The sequence below is a fragment of the Streptomyces sp. 1331.2 genome (assembly GCF_900199205.1).
In the GTDB taxonomy this organism is placed as follows: Bacteria; Actinomycetota; Actinomycetes; order Streptomycetales; family Streptomycetaceae; genus Kitasatospora.
Genome location: NZ_OBMJ01000001.1, coordinates 1,021,678 through 1,041,949, shown reverse-complemented (window position 1 = coordinate 1,041,949; position 20,272 = coordinate 1,021,678). Strand labels below are relative to the sequence as shown.

The 20,272-nt window shown below is 71.8% G+C and carries 16 protein-coding genes; 9 read left to right on the top strand and 7 right to left on the bottom strand.

The genetic code is table 11. The annotated features are described in order from the left end of the window. Positions 1-45: 45 nt before the first annotated feature. Complete coding sequence (locus CRP52_RS04480; RefSeq protein ID WP_097235192.1) at positions 46-564, bottom strand: NUDIX hydrolase; 519 nt, start codon at positions 562-564, stop codon at positions 46-48. Between the two features lie 112 nt (positions 565-676). Here CRP52_RS04480 and CRP52_RS04475 point away from each other — a divergent pair, with 112 nt between their 5' ends. Continuing rightward, positions 677-1,897, top strand: coding sequence for a serine hydrolase domain-containing protein (locus CRP52_RS04475; protein ID WP_257032280.1), 1,221 nt, complete (start codon positions 677-679; stop codon positions 1,895-1,897). Between the two features lie 93 nt (positions 1,898-1,990). Here CRP52_RS04475 and CRP52_RS04470 read toward each other — a convergent pair whose 3' ends face one another. From CRP52_RS04470 to CRP52_RS04460, 3 genes are all read right to left on the bottom strand, one after another. Beyond that, a complete protein-coding gene (locus CRP52_RS04470; RefSeq protein WP_097235190.1) occupies positions 1,991-2,314 on the bottom strand; it encodes a nuclear transport factor 2 family protein in 324 nt (107 codons plus the stop codon). A gap of 272 nt (positions 2,315-2,586) precedes the next feature. Further along, positions 2,587-4,110 carry an acetaldehyde dehydrogenase ExaC gene (gene exaC / locus CRP52_RS04465; RefSeq protein WP_097235189.1) on the bottom strand — a complete coding sequence of 508 codons (1,524 nt, stop codon included), beginning with the start codon at positions 4,108-4,110 and terminating at the stop codon, positions 2,587-2,589. A 300-nt stretch (positions 4,111-4,410) separates the two neighbouring features. Continuing rightward, positions 4,411-5,358, bottom strand: coding sequence for a terpene synthase family protein (locus CRP52_RS04460; protein WP_097235188.1), 948 nt, complete (start codon positions 5,356-5,358; stop codon positions 4,411-4,413). Positions 5,359-5,669: 311 nt separating this feature from the next. Between CRP52_RS04460 and CRP52_RS04455 the strand changes: the two genes are divergently transcribed. From CRP52_RS04455 to CRP52_RS04445, 3 genes are all read left to right on the top strand, one after another. Continuing rightward, positions 5,670-8,687, top strand: a complete 3,018-nt coding sequence (locus CRP52_RS04455) for an ATP-binding protein (protein WP_179852682.1) — start codon at positions 5,670-5,672, stop codon at positions 8,685-8,687. Positions 8,688-8,860: 173 nt separating this feature from the next. Then, positions 8,861-9,925 (top strand): aldose epimerase family protein, encoded by a 1,065-nt coding sequence (locus tag CRP52_RS04450; RefSeq protein WP_097235186.1) that lies wholly within the window; start codon positions 8,861-8,863, stop codon positions 9,923-9,925. A 96-nt stretch (positions 9,926-10,021) separates the two neighbouring features. Beyond that, positions 10,022-11,272 carry an IS701 family transposase gene (locus tag CRP52_RS04445; RefSeq protein WP_179852681.1) on the top strand — a complete coding sequence of 417 codons (1,251 nt, stop codon included), beginning with the start codon at positions 10,022-10,024 and terminating at the stop codon, positions 11,270-11,272. A 165-nt stretch (positions 11,273-11,437) separates the two neighbouring features. On the opposite strand, the gene CRP52_RS04440 is transcribed toward CRP52_RS04445, so the two are convergent. Further along, on the bottom strand, positions 11,438-11,941 hold the full coding sequence (locus CRP52_RS04440) for a GNAT family N-acetyltransferase (RefSeq protein WP_097235184.1): 504 nt from the start codon (positions 11,939-11,941) through the stop codon (positions 11,438-11,440). Positions 11,942-12,251: 310 nt separating this feature from the next. Here CRP52_RS04440 and CRP52_RS04435 point away from each other — a divergent pair, with 310 nt between their 5' ends. The 5 genes from CRP52_RS04435 (at position 12,252) to CRP52_RS04415 (ending at position 18,502) form a co-directional block, all read left to right on the top strand. Beyond that, on the top strand, positions 12,252-13,529 hold the full coding sequence (locus tag CRP52_RS04435; protein WP_097235183.1) for an extracellular solute-binding protein: 1,278 nt from the start codon (positions 12,252-12,254) through the stop codon (positions 13,527-13,529). Between the two features lie 196 nt (positions 13,530-13,725). Beyond that, positions 13,726-14,727 (top strand): carbohydrate ABC transporter permease, encoded by a 1,002-nt coding sequence (locus CRP52_RS04430; protein ID WP_097235182.1) that lies wholly within the window; start codon positions 13,726-13,728, stop codon positions 14,725-14,727. Positions 14,728-14,767: 40 nt separating this feature from the next. After that, on the top strand, positions 14,768-15,676 hold the full coding sequence (locus tag CRP52_RS04425; protein WP_097235181.1) for a sugar ABC transporter permease: 909 nt from the start codon (positions 14,768-14,770) through the stop codon (positions 15,674-15,676). A 65-nt stretch (positions 15,677-15,741) separates the two neighbouring features. Next, positions 15,742-17,457, top strand: coding sequence for a glycoside hydrolase family 13 protein (locus CRP52_RS04420; protein WP_097235180.1), 1,716 nt, complete (start codon positions 15,742-15,744; stop codon positions 17,455-17,457). Between the two features lie 25 nt (positions 17,458-17,482). Then, positions 17,483-18,502 (top strand): LacI family DNA-binding transcriptional regulator, encoded by a 1,020-nt coding sequence (locus CRP52_RS04415; RefSeq protein ID WP_179852680.1) that lies wholly within the window; start codon positions 17,483-17,485, stop codon positions 18,500-18,502. A 120-nt stretch (positions 18,503-18,622) separates the two neighbouring features. On the opposite strand, the gene CRP52_RS04410 is transcribed toward CRP52_RS04415, so the two are convergent. Next, positions 18,623-18,823 carry a hypothetical protein gene (locus CRP52_RS04410; protein WP_097235178.1) on the bottom strand — a complete coding sequence of 67 codons (201 nt, stop codon included), beginning with the start codon at positions 18,821-18,823 and terminating at the stop codon, positions 18,623-18,625. A gap of 167 nt (positions 18,824-18,990) precedes the next feature. Continuing rightward, complete coding sequence (locus tag CRP52_RS40355) at positions 18,991-20,268, bottom strand: transglycosylase family protein (protein ID WP_097235177.1); 1,278 nt, start codon at positions 20,266-20,268, stop codon at positions 18,991-18,993. Positions 20,269-20,272: the final 4 nt, after the last annotated feature.

The following is a 20,272-nucleotide window of genomic DNA, read 5'->3' as shown; positions in this document are numbered from 1 at the left end:
CGGCGGCCCATGCGGCCTGATCCGACAAGATCCACAAGGCACGCCCTACGCGGCCCGGAAGTCCAGGTAGCGGCGGTAGGCGTCGAGGCCGTCGGGGACGAAGGTGTCGCGGGTGAGGCGGTCGGCGAGTTCGTCGGGGGTGAGCCAGGCGTGCCAGGCGACCTCGGACTCCTGCGGGGAGACCGGGCCGTCCCACTCCGCCTCGTACATGTCGCACCACCAGGCGAGCTTGCCGCCGTCGGGCTCCCGGAAGAGGAACTTGAACAGCGGGCGCGGGACGATGCCGTGGACGCCGAGCTCCTCCTCGGCCTCACGGACGGCGGCCTCGGCGTAGCTCTCGCCGGAGCCGACCACGCCGCCGACGAACATGTCGTGGGCGCCGGGGGCGAACAGCTTGGTGTCGGTGCGGCGGTGGACGAAGATCCGCCCGGCCGGGTCGCGGACCAGGATGAAGACACAGCGGTGGATCAGACCGCGCCGGTAGACCTCTCCGCGCAGGGCGGTCCCGATCACCCGGTCGTGCTCGTCGACGACGTCCAGCAGTTCTTCGGCAGGGTTGGTCATGGGGGACAGGTTAGGGTTTCGGGGCCCGGCTCGAACGGATTCCCACGAACTTTCGAACAATGGGCGGACTACGACGGACGATGACGGTCAGGACGGCTGGAGGCGGCGCGCGGTGGTGGAGATCTGGGGCGAGACGGCCGAGGGGTTCGAGCCCGTGCGAGCGGCGTTCGCACGGAACTTCGCGGAGTACGGCGAGCTCGGTGCGGCCTTCGCACTGTACGTGCGCGGCCGCAAGGTGGTCGACCTGTGGGGCGGTGACGCCCGGCCCGAGGTGGGTGGGCGGCCCGCGCCGGCGGTGCCGTGGACGGCGGACACCGCGCAGGTGCTGCGCTCGGCGACCAAGGGGATGACCGCGACCGCCGCGCTGCTGGCCGTCGAGCGCGGCCTGCTCGACCTGGACGCGCCGGTGGCCTCGTACTGGCCGGAGTTCGCCGCGCAGGGCAAGGGTGGGGTGCCGGTGCGCTGGCTGCTCTCGCACGAGGCCGGGGTGCCCGCGCTGGACGTGCCGCTGCGGCTGGAGGACGTGCTCACCTGGGAGCGCGCGGTCGCCGCGGTGGCCGCCCAGGCCCCCGCCTGGGAGCCGGGGACGGCGCACGGCTACCACCCGTACACCTTCGGCTGGTTGGTCGGCGAGGTGGTGCGGCGGGTGACCGGTCGGACGATCGGACAGTACTTCGCCGAGGAGGTCGCCCGGCCGCTCGGGCTGGACCTGTGGATCGGGCTGCCGGCCGGGGCCGCACCGCGAGTCGGCAAGCTGGTCGACCTGCCCGCCCCGGAGGCGGCCCGGACCGGCCCGAGCGGGCTGCGGCTGCGGCCCAAGCAGTCCGTCCGGGACGCCTACCAGGATCCGACCTCGCTGACCGCGCGGGCCTTCGCCTCGGTGCGCCCCGGGGTGGACATGAACGATCCGGCGGTGCAGGCCGCCGAGATCCCCGGCGGCGGCGGCATCGGCACCGCCCGCTCGCTGGCCCGCTTCTACGCGGCGCTGATCGGGGCGGCGGACCGTCCCGACGGCTCCGGCGTGCTGCTGCCGCCGCTACTGGGGCCCGAGGTGCTGGCCCGTGCGGTCGAACCGGCGGTCAGCGGGCCGGACCGGGTGCTGATCGTCAACTCCACCTTCGGCCTGGGCTTCTGGCGGCACGGCCCGACCGCGCCGATGGCCTCCCCGGCGAGCTTCGGCCACCCCGGCCGGGGCGGCTCGCTGGGCTTCGCCGACCCGGAGCTGGGGCTGGGCTTCGGCTACGTCACCAACGGCATGCAGCCGGGCGTGACCGGGGACGTCCGTTCACGGAACCTGATCCGCGCGGTGCGGGGGTGCCTGGGGCTGTCCTGAGTCGCGGGCGCAAGGGCCTGTCCGGCAAGGTCCACTGGCCGGGCCGTACGCCTGGCCGGTCGTGCGCCTGGACGGCCCTACGTCTGGCGGGCCCTACGCCTGGCCGGTCTCGAAGCGGCTGATCTTCCCGCCGTCGACGGTGAAACGCCAGGCGGTGCGCATCTCACCCCAGGTGTCGTTGGTGAAGTTGGCGATCAGGGCGTGGCCGCCGTCCGACTCGGTCTGGACGGCCATCCGGCCGCCGGCGCCGAAGATCTCACGCTCCGTCCAGTCCGCCAGGTCGCGGTCGGAGCCGTCGTCGGACATGGTCGCGCCGGGGGTGAGGGTCGCGTCGAAGGCCTGGCGGTCGCCCGCGTTGATCGCGGTGACGAAGGCGCGGACCGCCGGGTCGGAGAGCTTGGAGACGGCGATGGTCATGCGGGACTCCTGGTGATGAGGGGGTTCGGGGAGTCCTGTTCTAAGGCGTTCGCGGGGTTCGTCCGGGAATGTCGACGGCGCGTCGGGATAAATAGCAGGATTCATGTGCTTAGATCCCGAAAAAGCCGTTTTGCTCTCATGCCCGCCGCGGGGAGTGGCGGTGAAGCGGGAGACCGGAACCGGTCTCCCGCTTCACACTTTCGGGGGAACCCGCTCTGTTCGGGGGGACCTGACCCGTTCGGGGCCCCGCCGCCCTCTGCGGGGGACCCGCCCTAGAAGAAGCCGACCGCGTCGGGGGAGTAGCTGACCAGCAGGTTCTTGGTCTGCTGGTAGTGCTCCAGCAGGGCCTTGTGGTTCTCCCGCCCGATGCCGGAGTTCTTGTAGCCGCCGAAGGCCGCATGGGCCGGGTAGGCGTGGTAGCAGTTGGTCCAGACCCGGCCCGCCTGGATGGCGCGCCCGGCCCGGTGGGCGGTGTTGAGGTCGCGGGTCCACACGCCGGCGCCGAGCCCGTACTGGGTGTCGTTGGCGAGGGAGACGGCCTGGTCGAAGCCGTCGAAGCGGGTCACCGAGACCACCGGTCCGAAGATCTCCTCCTGGAAGACCCGCATCGCGTTGTCGCCCTCGAAGACGGTCGGCGTCACGTAGTACCCGTCGGCCAGGGAGCCGCCGAGGTCGGCGCGCTCGCCGCCGGTGAGCACCCTGGCGCCCTCGGCCCGGCCGATCTCGAAGTAGGAGAGGATCTTCTTCAGCTGTTCGACACTGGCCTGCGCACCGACCTGGGTCTCGGTGTCCAGCGGGTTGCCCTGGCGCATCGCGCGGACCCGCTCCAGGCCGTCGCCGAGCAGCCGCTCGTAGATCGCGGAGTCGATCAGCGCCCGGCTGGGGCAGGTGCAGACCTCGCCCTGGTTGAGGGCGAACATCGCGAAACCCTCGACGGCCTTGTCGTAGAAGGCGTCCGAGGCGTCGGCGACGTCCGCGAAGAACAGGTTGGGGCTCTTGCCGCCGAGCTCCAGGGTGACCGGGATCAGGTTGTCGGCCGCCGCGCGGGCGATCAGCCGGCCGGTGCCGGTCTCGCCGGTGAAGGCGAGCTTGCGGATCCGCGGGCTGGCGGAGAGCGGGGCGCCCGCCTCCTCGCCGAAGCCGGTGACGATGTTGAGCACACCGGGCGGCAGCAGGTCGGCGGTCAGTTCGGCGAGCAGCAGCACCGAGGCCGGGGTCTGCTCGGCGGGCTTGAGCACCACCGCGTTGCCGGCCGCGAGCGCCGGGGCGAGCTTCCAGATCGCCATCAGGATCGGGAAGTTCCACGGGATGATCTGGCCGACCACGCCCAGCGGCTCGTGGAAGTGGTACGCCACGGTGTCCTCGTCCAGCTGGGAGAGGCCGCCCTCCTGGGCGCGCAGCGCACCGGCGAAGTACCGCAGGTGGTCCACGGCCAGCGGGAGGTCGGCGGCCAGCGTCTCGCGCACCGGCTTGCCGTTCTCCCAGCTCTCCGCGACGGCCAGCTGCTCCAGGTTGGCCTCGATCCGGTCGGCGATGCGCAGCAGCACCTGGGCCCGCTCGGGGGCCGGGGTACGGCCCCAGGCGGGGGCGGCGGCGTGGGCCGCGTCCAGGGCGGCCTCGATGTCCTCGGCGGTGCCGCGGGCGACCTCGGTGAACACCTCGCCGGTGACCGGCGTCGGGTTGCCGAAGTACTCGCCGCGCACCGGGGGCGTCCATCCGCCGGCTATCCAGTGCTCGTACCGGGAGCGGTAGGCGACGATGCTGCCGGGCGCGCCGGGGGGCTGGTAGACCGTCATGCTCTTGGTGTCTCCTCGCGTCGTCGGGCGCCGTCCGGCGGGAGGGCCGGAGACGGCGCGCCGGACCGCCCGGTCGGGGGCGGCCCGGCGGGAGGGGCTGGACACGCACAGGGTCGGACTCCCGGTCGGGGCGTCCGCCGTCGAGCACGATAGCCGTCGGACGCGCGCGCGGCTACGGTCCGTACGTCCGGCCCGTACGGAGGGTGCGCGTTCCGCTCGCTCCCGGCGGGCCGGTCGTCTCCGGCGTTCCGGCCGGCCCCGCGCGCCGGGCGGAGGGCTGAGAGCTGGGGGCGGCGGACGTCAGACGGAGTGGTAGCGGCCGGTGCGCGCCTCCCAGCTGAGGTAGCCGGCCAGCCAGGTGAGCAGCCCGTCCGCGTACCGCTGGGCGATCGTGCGTTCGATCCGTGACAGGCCCAACTCCCGGTAGACGTCGGGGAGTCGGCCGTGCAATTCGGCGCAGCGCTCGACCATCAGCTGGGCCTCCGCGATGACCGCGGCGCAGGCCTCCTCGGCCGTGCAGCGGCGCTCGCGCTGGACGATCATCACCAGGTTGTTGACGTCCCCGCGCGGCGCCTCCAGCGGGTAGGACCGCACGTCGTTGCTCAGTGACGGTATGTCGGCCGCCAGCTGGCGGAGTTGACGCAGCACCGGGTGGTGCAGGACGGCGGCGGGGACCTCGAACTGACCCAGTCGTTCGACCATGTCGAAGATGGTCTCCATCGCCGCGGTGCCCCGTCTGAGTTCGAGGTAGCCGTCCCGGTCGGGGGGCCGGGTGGAGATTCGGCCGGCCGCCTCGGCGGGGTGACTGGCCAGGTAGTACTCCCAGTTGTAGGCCGCGCGCGCCTGCCAGCGCGCGGCCATGCCGTGCGCGCTGCGGTTCCAGAGGTCGGCGAAGGCGGTCTCGACCGGGGAGCCCCGGTCGGGGCGGGCGCCGTGCAGGACGGCGATCAGGCGTTCGCAGATCGGGGCGACCTCGGAGGGGCGGCGGCCGAGCGGGCCGTCGAACTGGTCGTCGAAGAGGAAGTAGAAGCCCATCAGGTCGGCAGCCAGGGCGAGTTCGTCCGGTCCGGCGTCCGGGTAGCCGAGCGCGGCGAGGTCCACCACCTCCCAGTGCGCGTAACCGGGGTGGTCGGCGTCTTGGAGCAGCGGATGGCGGATCAGCCAGTCGCGGTGCCGTGCGGTGGCGTACGTGCCGTGCGGACTGCGGCGGTGCGGGAACGGGATCTGAAGTGAGGTGTCGTCAGACATCGGACTCCCGGTGCAGCGGAGGGCGGGGGCGCTTGTGGTTCGAGCACTGATTGTGGGGGGAGTTGACGCGGCGGTGCTGAGATGATGAGGGTGAGTATTCGCAAGATCATCTGCGTCTGAGGGCCGTAGGGTATCGGATGCAATGATCGGACGTTAGGGATATAGGGCAATTGCCCTTGGCAAACCGTCCGAACCCTCACCGTCCGCCCCAGCCTGCACGAATGCCGCACGGGAGGGCCCGCACAGCGCTAACCTCGGCCCCACACAGTGATGGAGCTGTGACGCGAATCAGGCGAGGCGGAGGCGCGACGGTGACCGAGCAGCAGAACGAACTTCGGGCAGGACTCGGTTCCGGCCGAGAGGGCGACGCCACCGCGCCCCGGATCCGGCTGCGCGACCGCGACGCCGAACTGCGGTCGGTGGAGACCGCCGTCGACCGGCTGTGCCGCGAATTCGCCGCCGGCGGCACCGAGATCGGTGACCTCCTCACCTTCTCCGGCCGCCCCGGCATCGGCAAGACCAGCCTGCTGCACGAGGTTCGACGGATCGCCAAGGTCCGCGAGGGCGCCACCGTGCTGTTCGCCCGAGGCGGCGAACGGCAGTTCAAGGAGCCCTACCACGTCCTGCGCCAGCTGCTCCAGCCGGTGCTCAGCAACCTCAAGCCGGACGAGTTCCACCAGGTCATGGGCACCTGGGAGGAGGTCGTCGGACCGGCCATGGGCCTCAAGCAGCCCAAGGCCGGCGCCCGCCGCCTCGACCCGCAGGGCGTGCGCGACGGCCTCGACTACGTCCTCACCCAGCTGGCACCGCGCCGCGCACCGATGGTGATGATCGTCGACGACCTGCACTGGGCCGACGCCGAATCCCTGTCCTGGCTCGCCAAGTTCGCCGTCCGCTCCGACATGCTCCCCGTGCTGCTCGTCTTCGCCTTCCGCGACGACGAGAGCGACTGGCCCGCCGAGACCCACCGCCTGCGCAGGGACGTCCTCGCGCTCAAGGGCCGCAAGCACGAGCTCAACCGGCTCAACCTGAGCTCCGTCACCGACATGATCCGCGCCGAACTCGGCGACAAGGCCGAGGACGCCTTCTGCTACGAGTTCTGGAACGTCGTCAACGGCAACCCCTTCGAGGCCGGCCGCCTGCTCGACCAGGTCCGCGACCAGGAGCTCGAACCGGTCGAGGAGAACTCCCGGCAGCTGCGCGAACTCGCCGTCGACGCCACCGGGATGACCCTCAAGAGCTGGCTGGACCAGCTCGGTGCCAGCACCCTGCGCTTCGCCTGGGCCTGCGCCATGCTGGGCACCGACATCCGGATCGACCTCGCCACCCGGATCTCCACCCAGAGCAGCGAAGCCGCCCGGGAGTCCATCAAGCAGCTGCGCAAGCAACGCGTGCTCACCCAGGCCCCCAACGGGAACCTGGAGTTCGTCCACCCGCTGATCGGCAGCTCCATCTACAACACCATGCCGGACGCCACCCGCCTCGGCATGCACGGCATCGCCGCCGTCGAGATCGAGAACGCCGGACTCGGCCTGCTGGCCGCCTCCCGCCACCTGGTCGAGACCCACTCCGGCGAGGGCGACGACCGGATCGTCAAGAAACTGCGCCGCGCCGCCGTCGAACACCAGCTCATCGGCGCCCCCGAAGCCGCCCAGCGCTGCCTGCACCGCGCGCTCGAAGAGCCGCCCGCCGACGACATCAAGGCCGAGGTGATGTACGAACTCGGCTGCTCCGCACTGCTCACCGACCCCGTCGCCACCGTCAACCAGCTCAAGCTCGCACTCGACCCGGACGAGGGACCCCTCCGCCCCGAACTGCGGGTTGACGCCACCTTCCGGCTCTCCGAAGTGCTCGCCCACAGCGGCGAACTGGGCGAGGCCGCCCTGGTCTGCCAGGACGAGGCCGAACAGACCGCCGACCCGGCCGGACGGCAGCGGCTCCAGGCCGCCTCGTTCATGTGGCACGCCTTCCGCAAGTCCGAGGAGGACGGCCCCGGACGCTCCGCCCGGCTCGGCGAGATGTGCCGCAGCCTGACCGGCCGGGAAGCCGCCGACCGCGCCGTGCTCGCCATGCGCGCCTGGGACCTCACCCTGCGCGGCGACGCCTCCACCGAGGCGCTGGCGCTCGCCGACGAGGTCCTCGACGGCGGTCGGCTGCCCAAGGGCCTCGGCTGGACCGACACCACCTGGGGCTTCGAACTGCCCTCGATGCTCAGCCTGACGTACATCTACAACGACCGCATCGCGCAGGCCGAACGGCTGGCCGCGGACGCCATCATCCAGTTCGAGCTGGCCGGTTGGAGCGGCGCCCACCGGGGCTTCGCGTACTTCCTGATGGGCCTGGCCCGGTTCCGCCGCGGCCTGCTCGCCGAGGCCGAGGACTTCCTGCGCCGCGCGTACCGGATCTCCGAGCGGATCGGGGCGCGGTTGCCGCTGGCCTGGGACGCGGTCGGCGTGCTGGTGGACACCCTCATCGCCCGCGGCCGGGTCGAGGAGGCCTGGGAGCTGGCCAACGACTTCGGCTTCCACCCGCCGTACCACGCGACCGCGATGGTGCTGCCGGACGCCGCCTCGCTGTACGGCAAGCTGCTCGTCGCCAAGGAGCGGTACGCGGGCGCGGCCGCTGCGCTCACCGAGGCCGGCGCTCAGCTGGAGGTCCGCGGCTGGCGCAACACCGTCTGGGCGCCCTGGGCCGGCCACCTCGCCGTCGCCCTCGCCGACGACGAGCCGGAGCGCGCCCGCGAGCACGCCCTCAAGGCCGTCCGGGACGCGCACACCTTCGGCACCGCCTCGGCGATCGGCAGCGCGCTGCGGCTGCGGGCGCAGGTCGAGGACGGGCAGCAGGCGGTCGAGCTGCTGGAGCAGGCCGTGCAGCACCTCGGGCAGTCCCCGGCGGGGTACGAGCACGCCGTCGCGCTGGTCGACCTCGGTGCCGCGCTGCGCCGGGTCGGGCGGCTGGAGGACGCCCAGGAGCACCTGTACCAGGGCATCGAGCTGGCCCAGCACTGCTCGGCGGAGGGCCTGGTCGACCGGGCGCGGCGCGAGCTGGCCAACTACGGCCTGCGGCCCAACCGGCTCGGGCTGCGCGACTTCGGTGACACGCTGGAGAGCCTCAGCGGCCCGGAGTTGGAGGTCGCCAAGCGGGCGGTGCAGGGCGTGCCGCCGCAGCGGATCGCCGACGAGCTGGGGGTGCACATCAGCCTGGTCAACCGGCGGCTGGCCGCCGTCTACCGCAAGGCGGGCAGCGGGCCGGACGGGCTGGCCTCGGCGCTCGGGCTGCCGGCGAAGCAGCGGGAGGCGAGCCGGGCGGAGGAGGACGGGGAGGAGTAGGGGCGGCGTTCCGTACGGGGGTGCTGCTCCGTGCGGCGGCGGCACTCGTACGGCGGCGCTGAGTACGGCGGCGCCGTCGTTAGGCTGACGGACACGGGGCGGCACGGCGAGCCCCCGACGGACCAGGAACCGGGCGGTCGCGGTGCGCGGCCGACGCCAGTGAGGAGCAGGCCATGGCGAGTGAGGCCACCAGCGTGCGGCACGAACCCCTCGACCGCTCGGGGGCGGGCGCCGCGATCGGGCGCTGGACGCTCACGGCCGGCCCGTACGAGGCGAGCGTGCTCACCCTGGGCGCCACCCTGCACACTCTGAGCGCCCCCGACCGTTCCGGGCGCTCCGCCCAACTGCTGCTGGCGACGGACGAGTTGGCGCAGATCCTGGGCCCGGCCCGGCACTACGGCACGGTGGTGGGCCGGTACGCCAACCGGATCGACCGTTCCTCCGTCACCATCGACGGGGTGGAGCACCAGCTGGCCTCCACCGGCGGCGGCATGACGCTGCACGGCGGGCCGGACGGTTTCGCGCACCGGATGTGGGCGGCGGAGCCGGTCGAGGGCGGGGTGCGGCTGCGGCTGCACAGCCCGGACGGGGACCAGGGCTTCCCGGGCGCGCTGGACGTCACCGTCGACTACACGCTGGACGCGGCGGGCGAGCTGGTGATCGGCTACCACGCCGTCACCACCAAGCCGACCGTCGTCAACCTGACCAACCACGCGTACATCAATCTTGCGGGTGAAGGCAGCGGCGACGTCCTCGGCCACCTGCTCACCCTGGACGCCGACGAGTACACCCCGGCCGACGAGCGGCAGATCCCGTACGGGCGGACCGAGCCGGTGGCCGGCACGCCGTTCGACTTCACGGTGGCCACGCCGATCGGCAAGTCGGTGCACGACCGGCACCCGCAGCTGGTCGGGCCCGGCGGCTACGACCACAACTGGGTACTGCGCGCCCGGCCGGCGGACGGCAGCCCGGCGCGGGCGGCGCTGCTGGAGGACCCGGTCAGCGGCCGCACCCTGGAGGTGCTGACCACCGAGCCGGGCATCCAGGTCTACACGGCGAACAAGTTCCAGGGCGCGGTCACCGGCGCGAGCGGCGTTCCGTACGGGCCGTTCGCCGGGATCGCGCTGGAGACCCAGCACTTTCCGGACTCCCCGCACCACTCGGCCTTCCCGAGCACGGTGCTGCGGCCGGGGGAGGAGTTCCGCTCGACCACCGTGCTGCGGCTGGGAACCAACTAGCGGGTCGTGGCCCTAGTAGGGCTTGGTCAGGTCGGTGCCGTGGTGGCGTGTCCTGGGGAGTAGGTGGCGCGTTGTTGGTGTGTGACACCTGGGGAGATGGCCGAGGTCCGGGAGGACCTGGAGGCGTTCACGGCGGGGTTGTTCGAAGCGTTCACGCGTGCTGACCAGCGGCGTTGGGGGCAGGCGTACGTGCGTGGGCTGCTCCTGGACGGCAAGCGGAAGTCGGTGGAGCCGATGGCCGCGCGGCTCGGGGAGGACGGAAACCGGCAGGCTCTCGCGCACTTCGTCACGACAAGCCCCTGGGATCCGGCGCACGTCCGGGCCCGTTTGTCCTGGAGGATGCAGGACGCCATCGATCCGACCGCGCTGATCATCGACGACACGGGGTTCCTCAAGGACGGCGACGCGTCGGCGTGTGTGTCGCGGCAGTACACCGGAACCGCGGGCAAGGTCACCAACTGCCAAGTGGGCGTCTCGCTCCACTTGGCCCGTGACCACGCCTCGGCGCCGGTCAACTGGCGGCTGTTCCTCCCCGCGTCCTGGGACCCCGAATCGACGAAGGCCGACCCGGACAAGGTCGCCCGGCGAGACCGGTGCGGCATCCCCGCAGGCCTGGGCCACGTGGAGAAGTGGCAGCTGGCCCTGGACATGATCGACGAGACCCGGTGCTGGGGTGTCCACGTCCCGCTCGCCATCGCCGACGCCGGATACGGCGACGCCGCGGCCTTCCGCCTCGGCCTCCAGCAACGCGGCCTGCACTACGTGCTGGGGATCTCCACCACGCCGACCGCGCACCCTGCCGAAGCCCGGCCCGTCACGCCCGCCTACAGCGGCACCGGCCGGCCGCCGGTGGCGAAGTACCCGGACAAGGCCCGCAGTGTGAAGGACCTGGCCATCGCTGCCGGGCCGAAAGCGGCCAGGCCGGTGTCGTGGCGGGAGGGGTCGCGCCCAGGCAAGGCGAAGAGCGGCTTCAAGCGGATGTATTCGCGCTTCGTGGCGCTGCGGATCCGCCCGGCCGGACGCGAGATCCGCGACGCCACCGAGGGCGTGGAGCTGGCCGAGTGCTGGCTGCTGGCCGAATGGCCCGCCAAGGAAGCCGAGCCGGTCCAGTTCTGGCTCTCGAACCTGCCCGCCGACACCCCGCTGACCACTCTGGTGCGAATGGCCAAGCTCCGCTGGCGGATCGAGCACGACTACCGGGAGATGAAACAGGCCCTCGGCCTGGCCCACTTCGAGGGCCGCACGTTCACCGGCTGGCATCACCACGTCACGCTCGTCTCTCTCGCCCACGCGTTCTGCACCCTGCGCAGACTGGCCACCGCCCCAAAAGACGCGGGGCCGGCCTGAGCCTCTACCAAGTCGTCCGCGAGCTCCAGATCCTTCTGGCGACCTGGGCCGGCGCCTGCCCCACCTGCCACCGCGACATACCCACACGAAAACAGACCTGACCAAGCCCTACTAGCGGGTCGCGGCTCTAGCGGGTGGTGGCCCGGTGGGCCGGGTCTCTGCAGGTCACGGCCGGAGGTCGCGGCGCATGCAGAGCCGGGGCCAGCGGTCCAGGCCGTGCTCGGCCTCCCGGCGGCGGATCTCGCGCAGACCGGGGGTGAGCTCGTCCCCGGCCAGCGCGCGGAAGCCGCAGCGCTCGTAGTAGGGCGCGTTCCAGGGGACCTCGGCGAAGGTGGTGAGGGTGAGCGCGGGGGCGTCGGTGGTCCCGGCCAGGTGCTCGATCAGCGCCCGGCCGATTCCCCGGCGGGCGTGGTCGGGGTGCACGGAGACCTGTTCGACGTGCAGCGCGCCGTCCACCGGTTCGGCCAGCAGATAGCCGGCGATCGCTCCGTCGGGGGCTTCGGCGACCAGGGCGACGCCCCGTTCCAGGTAGTGCGCCAGCTCCCCGGGGGCCGGGGGCTCGTCCTCGGCGATCTCCGGCATGCCGATCTCGGCGAAGGGCGCGCCGGCGGCCCGTTCCAGCTCGGCCAGCAGCGGAAGTTCGTCCCTGGTGACGGCTCTGATGCGCATGCGCCCAGTCTGCTGCAGGCGGCTTTCGGCCACGCAGGGTGGTCTGTCCGGCCGCCCGGGGGACGGGCGAATCGGACGTACCCGGGCAATCGGCGCCGGCGTCAACTACCGAGTGGCAACGTCCAGGACACGCGGATGTAACGATCCCCGTTTCTTGCAGAAACTTGCTGCAAGGACTTTCCGTCGATCTTTCACCGCTGTTAACTTCCTTCCCGAGCCCGACGGCAGCAACGGTGCGGTCGGCACGAGGCAGCCATTATGCGCCTGTCTCCGAACATCTCGGGCACCCCCACCCTCCCAAGGAGTTCTCATGCGGCGTGGCATCGCGGCCTCTGCCCTCGTTGTGGCCCTCGCGGTCTCGATGGCTGCCTGTGGCAGCAGCGGCTCCAGCTCGGACGGCAAGGCCGACGGGCCGGTCACCCTCACGTACTGGGACACTTCGAACGCCACCAACGAGGCACCGAACTACCAGGAGCTCGTCAAGAAGTTCGAGGCCGTCAACCCGAACATCAAGGTCGACTTCGTCAACGTCCCGTTCGACCAGGCGCAGAACAAGCTGCAGACCGCCATGGGGGCCAAGGGCGCTCCGGACGTGTTCCGCTCCGAGGTCGGCTGGACCGCCGCCTTCGCCAAGGCCGGCTACCTGGAGCCGCTGGACGGCACCCCGGCCGCCGCCGACACCTCCGCCTTCCAGCCGAGCCTGATCCAGCAGGCCAAGTACGAGGGCAAGCTGTACGGCGTCCCGCTGGTGACCGACACCCTCGGCCTGCTCTACAACAAGGAGCTGTTCGCCAAGGCGGGCATCACCGACGCCCCGAAGACCTGGGACGAGCTGAAGGCCGACGCCGCCGCCGTCAAGGACAAGGCCGGCGTGGACGGCTTCTGGCTGAAGGCCGCCGACGGCTACTACGCGATGCCGTTCCTGTTCGGCGAGGGCACCGACACCGTCGACGCCGCCGGCAAGAAGATCACCGTCACCTCGCCGGAGGCCGTCAAGGCCGTCGAGACCTACAAGACGATGTTCACCTCGCCCGGCACCGCCAAGGCCGACGTCACCACCGACGCCTACGCCCACATGATGGACGCCTTCAACAGCGGCAAGGTCGCGGCGATCATCCAGGGCCCCTGGGAGATCACCAACATCTACAAGGGCTCGGCCTTCGCCGACAAGGGCAACCTCGGCATCGCCGCCGTCCCGGCCGGCTCCGGCGGCAAGGCCGGCGCCCCCACCGGCGGCCACAACATCTCCGTCTACGCCGGCGCCGACAAGTCCCACAAGGCCGCCGCCGAGAAGTTCGCCGCATTCATGACCTCGGCCGAGAGCCAGGCGTTCATCGCGCAGAAGAACTCCACCCTGCCCACCCGCTCCGACGCCTTCACCGCCGACGTCAAGGCCGACCCGGGCATCGCCGGCTTCCAGTCCATCCTGAGCAGCGCCAAGCCGCGCCCCGAACTGCCCGAGTACAGCTCGCTGTTCGCCTCGCTCGGCACCAACCTGGGCAAGGCCGTCCAGGGCACCGGCACCCAGGACGCGCTGAACACCGTCGCCACCGACTACGCCAAGCTCCTGCCGGGCTTCGCCAAGTAGTCCCCGGGCCCGGCCTGCCGGCTGACCGGCGACGGATGGACGGATGACGGCGAACAGATAACAGATGACAGATTTCATCATCTGTTATCTGTCGCCTGTCATCTGTCCGCCGCCGTCGGTCGCCCCGGCGGCCGGGCCGTCGGCTCCCCCGAGGACTCCCCGGAGCCCGAGAACCCCCTCCGAGAAGGTGCAAACGATGTCAGTCGCCGTGCAGGGCGCCACCGGCAAGGGCAGCCGGGAGCGCGAGCAGCGTCCGGGCCTGCTGGAACGAGTCAAGCGCTCCTACGCCAAGCACTGGTACGCCTACGCGATGATCGCCCCGGTCGTGTTGGTGCTCGGCGCGCTGGTGATCTACCCGCTCGTCCAGGGCATCTGGCTCACCCTCACCGACGCCAACAGCCTCAACGTCGCCCGCACGATCGGCGTCAACCAGATCCCGGCCAGCTACGAGTTCGTCGGCTTCCACAACTACGCCGACATCCTCTGGGGCCCCGGCTCGTACGACCGCTTCTGGTCGCACTTCGTCTGGACCATCGCCTGGACGGCCGGCTGCGTCTTCCTGCACTACACCCTCGGCCTCGGCCTCGCCCTGCTGCTCAACAAGAAACTGCGCGGGCGTGCCGTCTACCGGATGCTGCTCATCCTGCCCTGGGCCGTACCCACCTTCGTCACCGTCTTCTCCTGGCGCCTGATGCTCGCCGACGGCGGCGTCGTCAACGGCATCCTCTCCGCCCTGCACCTGCCCGAGCCCGGCTGGCTGACCGAGCCGTGGGCGCAGAAGGCGGCCGCGATCCTGGTGAACACCTGGGCCGGCGTGCCGTTCATGATGATCTCGTTGCTCGGCGGCCTGCAGGCGATCCCGGCCGAGCTGTACGAGGCCGCCGAGATGGACGGCGCCACCCCCTGGCAGCGCTTCCGGTTCGTCACCCTGCCCGGGCTGCGCTCCGTCTCCTCCACCGTCGTCCTGCTCGGCGTGATCTGGACGTTCAACCAGTTCAACGTCATCTTCCTGCTGTTCGGCACCGGCGCGCCCGACGCCCAGCTGCTGGTCACCTGGGCCTACCGCCTCGGCTTCGGCCAGATCCCCCGGGACTACGCGCAGTCCGCCGCCTACGGCGTGATCCTGCTGTCCATCCTGATCGTCTTCACCGCCTTCTACCGGCGTTGGCTCGCCCGCAACGAGCAGGCCAACGGCTGAGGCCCCGGACCCAGTTGACCCACGAAGGCAGGTAACCCCGATGAGCACCACCACCGAACGCCCGGCCCCCGCGGCGGGCGCGGCCCCGACCGCCGCCCGGCCGGCCAAGGTCCGTCGCCGCGGCGAGAGCAGCCCGCTGGCCCGGACGCTGTCCCACGGCACCCTGACCGTGGCCAGCCTGATCGCCCTGTTCCCGGTCGGGTGGATCCTCTTCGTCTCGCTCGGCCCGGACAAGAGCGACTACCTCCACCCCGGCCAGATCCTCGACAAGCTCACGCTGTCCAACTACCAGCACGTGCTGTCCGACACCGACTTCTTCACCTGGTTCGGCAACGCCCTGCTGGTCTCCGGCGTCACCACCGTCTTCGGCGTCCTGGTCGCCGCCACCACCGGCTACGCCGTGTCCCGGATGAAGTTCCCCGGGCACAAGCCGCTGATGTGGTCGCTGCTGGTCACCCAGATGTTCCCGATCGCGGTGCTGATCGTGCCGATGTACACGATGCTCTCCGAACTCGGCCTGCTGGACAGCTACACCGGCCTGATCCTGGTCTACTCGACCACCACCGTGCCGTACTGCGCCTGGCTGCTGAAGGGCTACTTCGACACCATCCCGGTGGAGATCGACGAGGCCGGCCGGGTCGACGGGCTCAGCCCGTTCGGCACCTTCTGGCGGCTGGTGCTGCCGCTCGCCCGCCCGGGCCTGGCGGTCGCCGCGTTCTACTCCTTCCTCACCTACTGGGCCGAGGTGCCGTTCGCCTCGACGTTCATGCTCAGCTCCGACAAGTACACGCTGGCCGTGGGCCTGCAGACCTTCGTCAGCGAGCACGACGCCCAGTGGAACCTGATGGCCGCGACCGCCGTGCTGATCGCGATCCCGTCCGCGGCCTTCTTCTACCTGGTGCAGCGCCACCTGGTCACCGGCCTGACCGCCGGCGCCTCCAAGTCGTGACGCCCGACGCGGAACTCCTCCCGCGCAAGGCCCCCCGCAACTCCGATCCCCGAGGGATACCGTCCATGACCCAGAACCTGGCCGACGCCTCCCGGCCCGTCGCCGACACCGCTCACGAGGCGAACGCCCCGGCTGCTGTGACGGGCGGCGCGTCCAGAGGCTGGTGGCGGGACGCGGTCATCTACCAGGTGTACCCGCGCAGTTTCGCCGACTCCAACGGCGACGGCATGGGCGACCTGCCCGGCATCCGCAGCCGGCTGCCCTACCTGCGCGACCTCGGCGTGGACGCCGTCTGGCTCTCGCCGTTCTACGCCTCGCCGCAGGCGGACGCCGGCTACGACGTCGCCGACTACCGCGCGGTGGACCCGATGTTCGGCACCCTGCTGGACGCCGACGCCCTCATCCGGGACGCCCACCAGCTGGGGCTGCGGATCATCGTCGACCTCGTCCCCAACCACTCCTCGGACCAGCACGAGTGGTTCCAGCGCGCCCTGCGCGAGGGCCCCGGCTCCCCGCTGCGCGACCGCTACCACTTCCGTCCCGGCAAGGGCGAGAACGGCGAACTGCCGCCCAACGACTGGGAGTCCATCTTCGGTGGCCCGGCCTGGACCCGCACCGAGAACCCGGACGGCACCCCCGGCGACTGGTACCTGCACCTGTTCGCCCCCGAGCAGCCCGACTTCGACTGGGACAACCCGGCCGTCGCCGACGAGTTCCGCTCGATCCTGCGATTCTGGCTCGACATGGGCGTGGACGGTTTCCGCATCGACGTCGCCCACGGCCTGGTCAAGGCCCCCGGCCTGCCCGACCTCGGCGGCGGCGACCAGCTCAAGCTGCTCGGCAACGACGTCATGCCCTTCTTCGACCAGGACGGCGTGCACGAGATCTACCGCAGCTGGCGCAAGATCCTCGACGAGTACCCGGGCCAGCGGATCGGTGTCGCCGAGGCCTGGACCCCGACCGTCCAGCGCACCGCCAACTACGTCCGTCCCGACGAGCTGCACCAGGCCTTCAACTTCCAGTACCTGGGCACCGATTGGGACGCGGCGGCGCTGCGCGAGGTGATCGACCTCTCGCTCGACTCGATGCGCCCGGTCGACGCCCCCACCACCTGGGTGCTGTCCAACCACGACGTCACCCGGCACGCCACCCGCTTCGCCAACGAGCCGGGCCTCGGCACCCAGATCCGCACCGCCGGCGACCGCGCACTGGGTCTGCGCAGGGCCCGCGCCGCCACCCTGCTGATGCTCGCACTGCCCGGTTCCGCCTACGTCTACCAGGGCGAGGAGCTCGGCCTGCCCGACGTCACCGACCTGCCGGACGAGGTGCGCCAGGACCCGTCCTTCTTCCGCCAGGCCGGACAGGACGGCTACCGCGACGGCTGCCGCGTCCCGATCCCGTGGTCCGGCACCGAGGCCCCGTACGGCTTCGGACCGGTGGCCGGCGGGCCGTCCTGGCTGCCGCAGCCCGCCGAGTGGGCCGAGCTGAGCGTCGAGGCGCAGACCGGTGACCCGTCCTCCACCCTGGAGCTGTACCGCAGCGCCCTGGCCGTCCGCCGGGCGCAGCCCGACCTCGGCGCCGGCGCCGGTGTGGAGTGGCTGGACGGCCCCGAGGGCACCCTGATGTTCCGCCGCGGTTCCTTCGTCTGCACCGTGAACACCACCGGCGAGCCGGTGCGGATCGCGGCCCCGGGCACGCTGCTGCTCGCCTCGGCCGACCTCGTGGTGGACGGCGGCGAGACGGTGCTCGCCCCGGACAGCACCGGCTGGTGGGCGGTCTGACGTGGTTGCAATAGGCTCTGGGACCGTGACTACGGCGCGACTCTCAGACATCGCGGCGCAGGCGGGGGTCAGCGAAGCCACCGTCTCCCGCGTGCTCAACGGCAAGGCGAACGTCTCCGCCGCGACCCGGCAGACCGTGCTGGCGGCGCTGGACGTGCTCGGATACGAGCGGCCGACCCGGCTGCGCCAGCGCAGCGCCGGGCTGATCGGGCTGATCACACCGGAGTTGAGCAATCCGATCTTCCCCGCGCTGGCGCAGGTGATCGAGCAGGTGCTCAGCCGGCACGGCTTCACCCCGGTGCTGTGCACCCAGACGCCGGGCGGATCCACCGAGGACGAACTCGTGGAGATGCTGGTGGACCGGGGCGTGGCGGGCATCGTCTTCGTCTCCGGGCTGCACGCCGACACCACGGCCGACCACGACCGCTACGCGCGGCTGGCCGGGCGAGGGGTGCCGTTCGTGCTGATCAACGGCTTCAGCGAGAAGATCGACGCGCCGTTCATCTCGCCGGACGACCGGGCCGCGATGTGGATGGCCGTCCAGCACCTGGCGGAACTCGGCCACCAGCGGATCGGGTTGGCCGTCGGGCAGCGCCGGTACGTGCCGGTGCTGCGCAAGATCGAGGGCTTCACGGCGGCGATGCGGGCGGTGCTCGGTCGTAGCCAGGAGGAGGCCGAAAGCCTCGTCCACCACACGCTGTTCAGCGTGGAGGGCGGGCACGCGGCGGCCGGCGCGCTGCTCGACAAGGGCTGCACGGCGATCGTCTGCGGGAGCGACATGATGGCGCTCGGGGCGATCCGGGCGGTGCGCCAGCGGGGGCTGTCGGTGCCGCAGGACGTCTCGGTGGTCGGCTTCGACGACTCGCCGCTGATCGCCTTCACCGAGCCGCCGTTGACCACGATCCGGCAGCCGGTCGAGGCGATGGCCACGGCGGCGGTGGATGCGCTGCTGGAGGAGGTCGGCGGGAACGCCGCCCAGCGCGGCGAGTTCATGTTCCAGCCGGAGCTGGTGATGCGCGGGTCCACCGGGGCCTGCGCGCGCTGAGCCGCCGGTCGGGAGGTCCGGTCGGAGGCGGGTGTGCGGCCTGCCGACGACCGGGGGCAGGGCCCAAGTGAAGGGCCCCGGAGGGCAGTTGCGCTCCGGGGCCCTTCGGCGTGCGTCGGTTCAGCCCTCCTGGGCGGTCAGGCGGTCGGCGGTGAGGCGGTGGCCGTCGGCGGCTTCGCCGGTACGGCTCTCGGTGCGGCGGCCGCGGGCCAGGTAGTCCCGCAGGATCAGCTCGACGGCGTCCTGCGGGCTCTTGGTGCCGGAGAGCATCATCGCGTCGATCGCTAGGTTCGCGTCGAGCGTGACGGTGACCTGGGCCATGTGACTCCTCCTCGGGTGCGAAGCAGCAGCATGCCCGCTGGGAGCCGGGTTTGACCACGGGATACGCCGGAACCCCCGGGGAGAGTGGTCGGACTCTCCCCGGGGGTGTGGGCGGTCGGCGCTCAGCGGTCGGCGGTCGGCGGTCAGCCGTCAGCCGCTCACCGTCCTCAGACGCGGCCGGCGAAGTCCGGCGCCCAGTTGGCGATGGTCTGCTCGCGGACGCCCGCGCTCGGGTTGGCGGCCTCGACGTACTTGCCGCCGCCGACGTAGATGGCGACGTGGTAGACGCCCGAGTCCTGGCCGTTGTTGGACCAGAACAGCAGGTCGCCCGGCTGCAGGCTGTCCAGCGAGACGTGGGTGCTGGCAGCGGCCTGGTCGGCGGCGACGCGCGGGATGGAGACGCCCGCGGCGCGCAGCGCGGCCTGGGTCAGGCCGGAGCAGTCCCAGCCGCCGTTACCGGTGCCGCCGTAGACGTAGGCCTGGCCGACCTTGGACTCGGCGAAGGAGACCGCGGCGGCCATGCTGCCGGTGGCGGTCTGCGCCGGGGCGGCCGGCTTGGCGGCCGGGGTCTGGGTCTGCGCGGCCGGCTTGGCGTTCACGGAACCGCCGTTCGCGGACTGACCCGACTTCTGCGAGCGGTTGAACCAGCTGAACTCCGAACCGGAGGTGGCCGAGGAGGACTGGTCGGCCGAGGCCGACGGCTGGGCCTGGCCACGGTCGCCGAAGGACAGGTGCTGGCCCGGGTAGATGGTGTCCGGGCCGTCGGCCAGGGTGGCGCGGTTGAGCTCGTAGAGCCGCTGCCAGCCGCCCTGGACGTTGTGCTTGTCGGCGATCGAGGACAGCCAGTCGCCCGCGACCACGGTGTAGTCGTCGCTCTGGGCCTGCTGCTGGTGCTTCTGGGCCCAGTTGCCGGCGGCGGAGTCCGTGGTGGCCTGGGCGTCGTCCTGGGCGGGCGCGGCCGGCTTGGCGGGCTTCGCGGCCGGGGCCTGGGTCGGCTTCGCGGCCGGAGCGGCCGGAGCGGCCGGAGCGGCCGGCTTGGCGGCGGCCGAGGTGTCGACGGCGGCCGGGGCGCCGCCCTTGGTCAGGCCGGCCTGGACCGAGCAGACGGGCCAGGCGCCCGGGCCCTGCGAGGCGAGGACCTTCTCGGCGACGGCGATCTGCTGGTCCTTGGTGGCCTGGTTGGCCTGCGGGGCGTACGCGGTGCCGCCGAAGGCCGCCCAGGTGCTGGAGGTGAACTGGAGGCCGCCGTAGAAGCCGTTGCCGGTGTTGATGCTCCAGTTGCCGCTGCTCTCGCACTGGGCGACCTTGTCCCAGGTGGCGACGGAGGCGGCGGAGGCGTTGCCCGACACGAGGCAGGGGACGGTGAGGCCGACGCCCGCGACGCCGATGGCGGCGATCACGCGGCGGGTGCGGCCGGACAGACGGGTGCCGTTGGTGGGAAGCATGAAG

Bases quoted from the DNA above. Each gene is read 5' to 3' on its own strand.
- CRP52_RS04450 (WP_097235186.1), top strand. From the start codon at position 8,861: ATGGCGAGTGAGGCCACCAGCGTGCGGCACGAACCCCTCGACCGCTCG.
- CRP52_RS04420 (WP_097235180.1), top strand. From the start codon at position 15,742: ATGACCCAGAACCTGGCCGACGCCTCCCGGCCCGTCGCCGACACCGCT.
- CRP52_RS04480 (WP_097235192.1), bottom strand. From the start codon at position 564: ATGACCAACCCTGCCGAAGAACTGCTGGACGTCGTCGACGAGCACGAC.
- CRP52_RS40355 (WP_097235177.1), bottom strand. From the start codon at position 20,268: ATGCTTCCCACCAACGGCACCCGTCTGTCCGGCCGCACCCGCCGCGTG.
- CRP52_RS04440 (WP_097235184.1), bottom strand. From the start codon at position 11,941: ATGCGCATCAGAGCCGTCACCAGGGACGAACTTCCGCTGCTGGCCGAG.
- CRP52_RS04425 (WP_097235181.1), top strand. From the start codon at position 14,768: ATGAGCACCACCACCGAACGCCCGGCCCCCGCGGCGGGCGCGGCCCCG.
- CRP52_RS04410 (WP_097235178.1), bottom strand. From the start codon at position 18,823: ATGGCCCAGGTCACCGTCACGCTCGACGCGAACCTAGCGATCGACGCG.
- CRP52_RS04460 (WP_097235188.1), bottom strand. From the start codon at position 5,358: ATGTCTGACGACACCTCACTTCAGATCCCGTTCCCGCACCGCCGCAGT.
- CRP52_RS04445 (WP_179852681.1), top strand. From the start codon at position 10,022: ATGGCCGAGGTCCGGGAGGACCTGGAGGCGTTCACGGCGGGGTTGTTC.
- exaC (WP_097235189.1), bottom strand. From the start codon at position 4,110: ATGACGGTCTACCAGCCCCCCGGCGCGCCCGGCAGCATCGTCGCCTAC.
- CRP52_RS04470 (WP_097235190.1), bottom strand. From the start codon at position 2,314: ATGACCATCGCCGTCTCCAAGCTCTCCGACCCGGCGGTCCGCGCCTTC.
- CRP52_RS04435 (WP_097235183.1), top strand. From the start codon at position 12,252: ATGCGGCGTGGCATCGCGGCCTCTGCCCTCGTTGTGGCCCTCGCGGTC.
- CRP52_RS04430 (WP_097235182.1), top strand. From the start codon at position 13,726: ATGTCAGTCGCCGTGCAGGGCGCCACCGGCAAGGGCAGCCGGGAGCGC.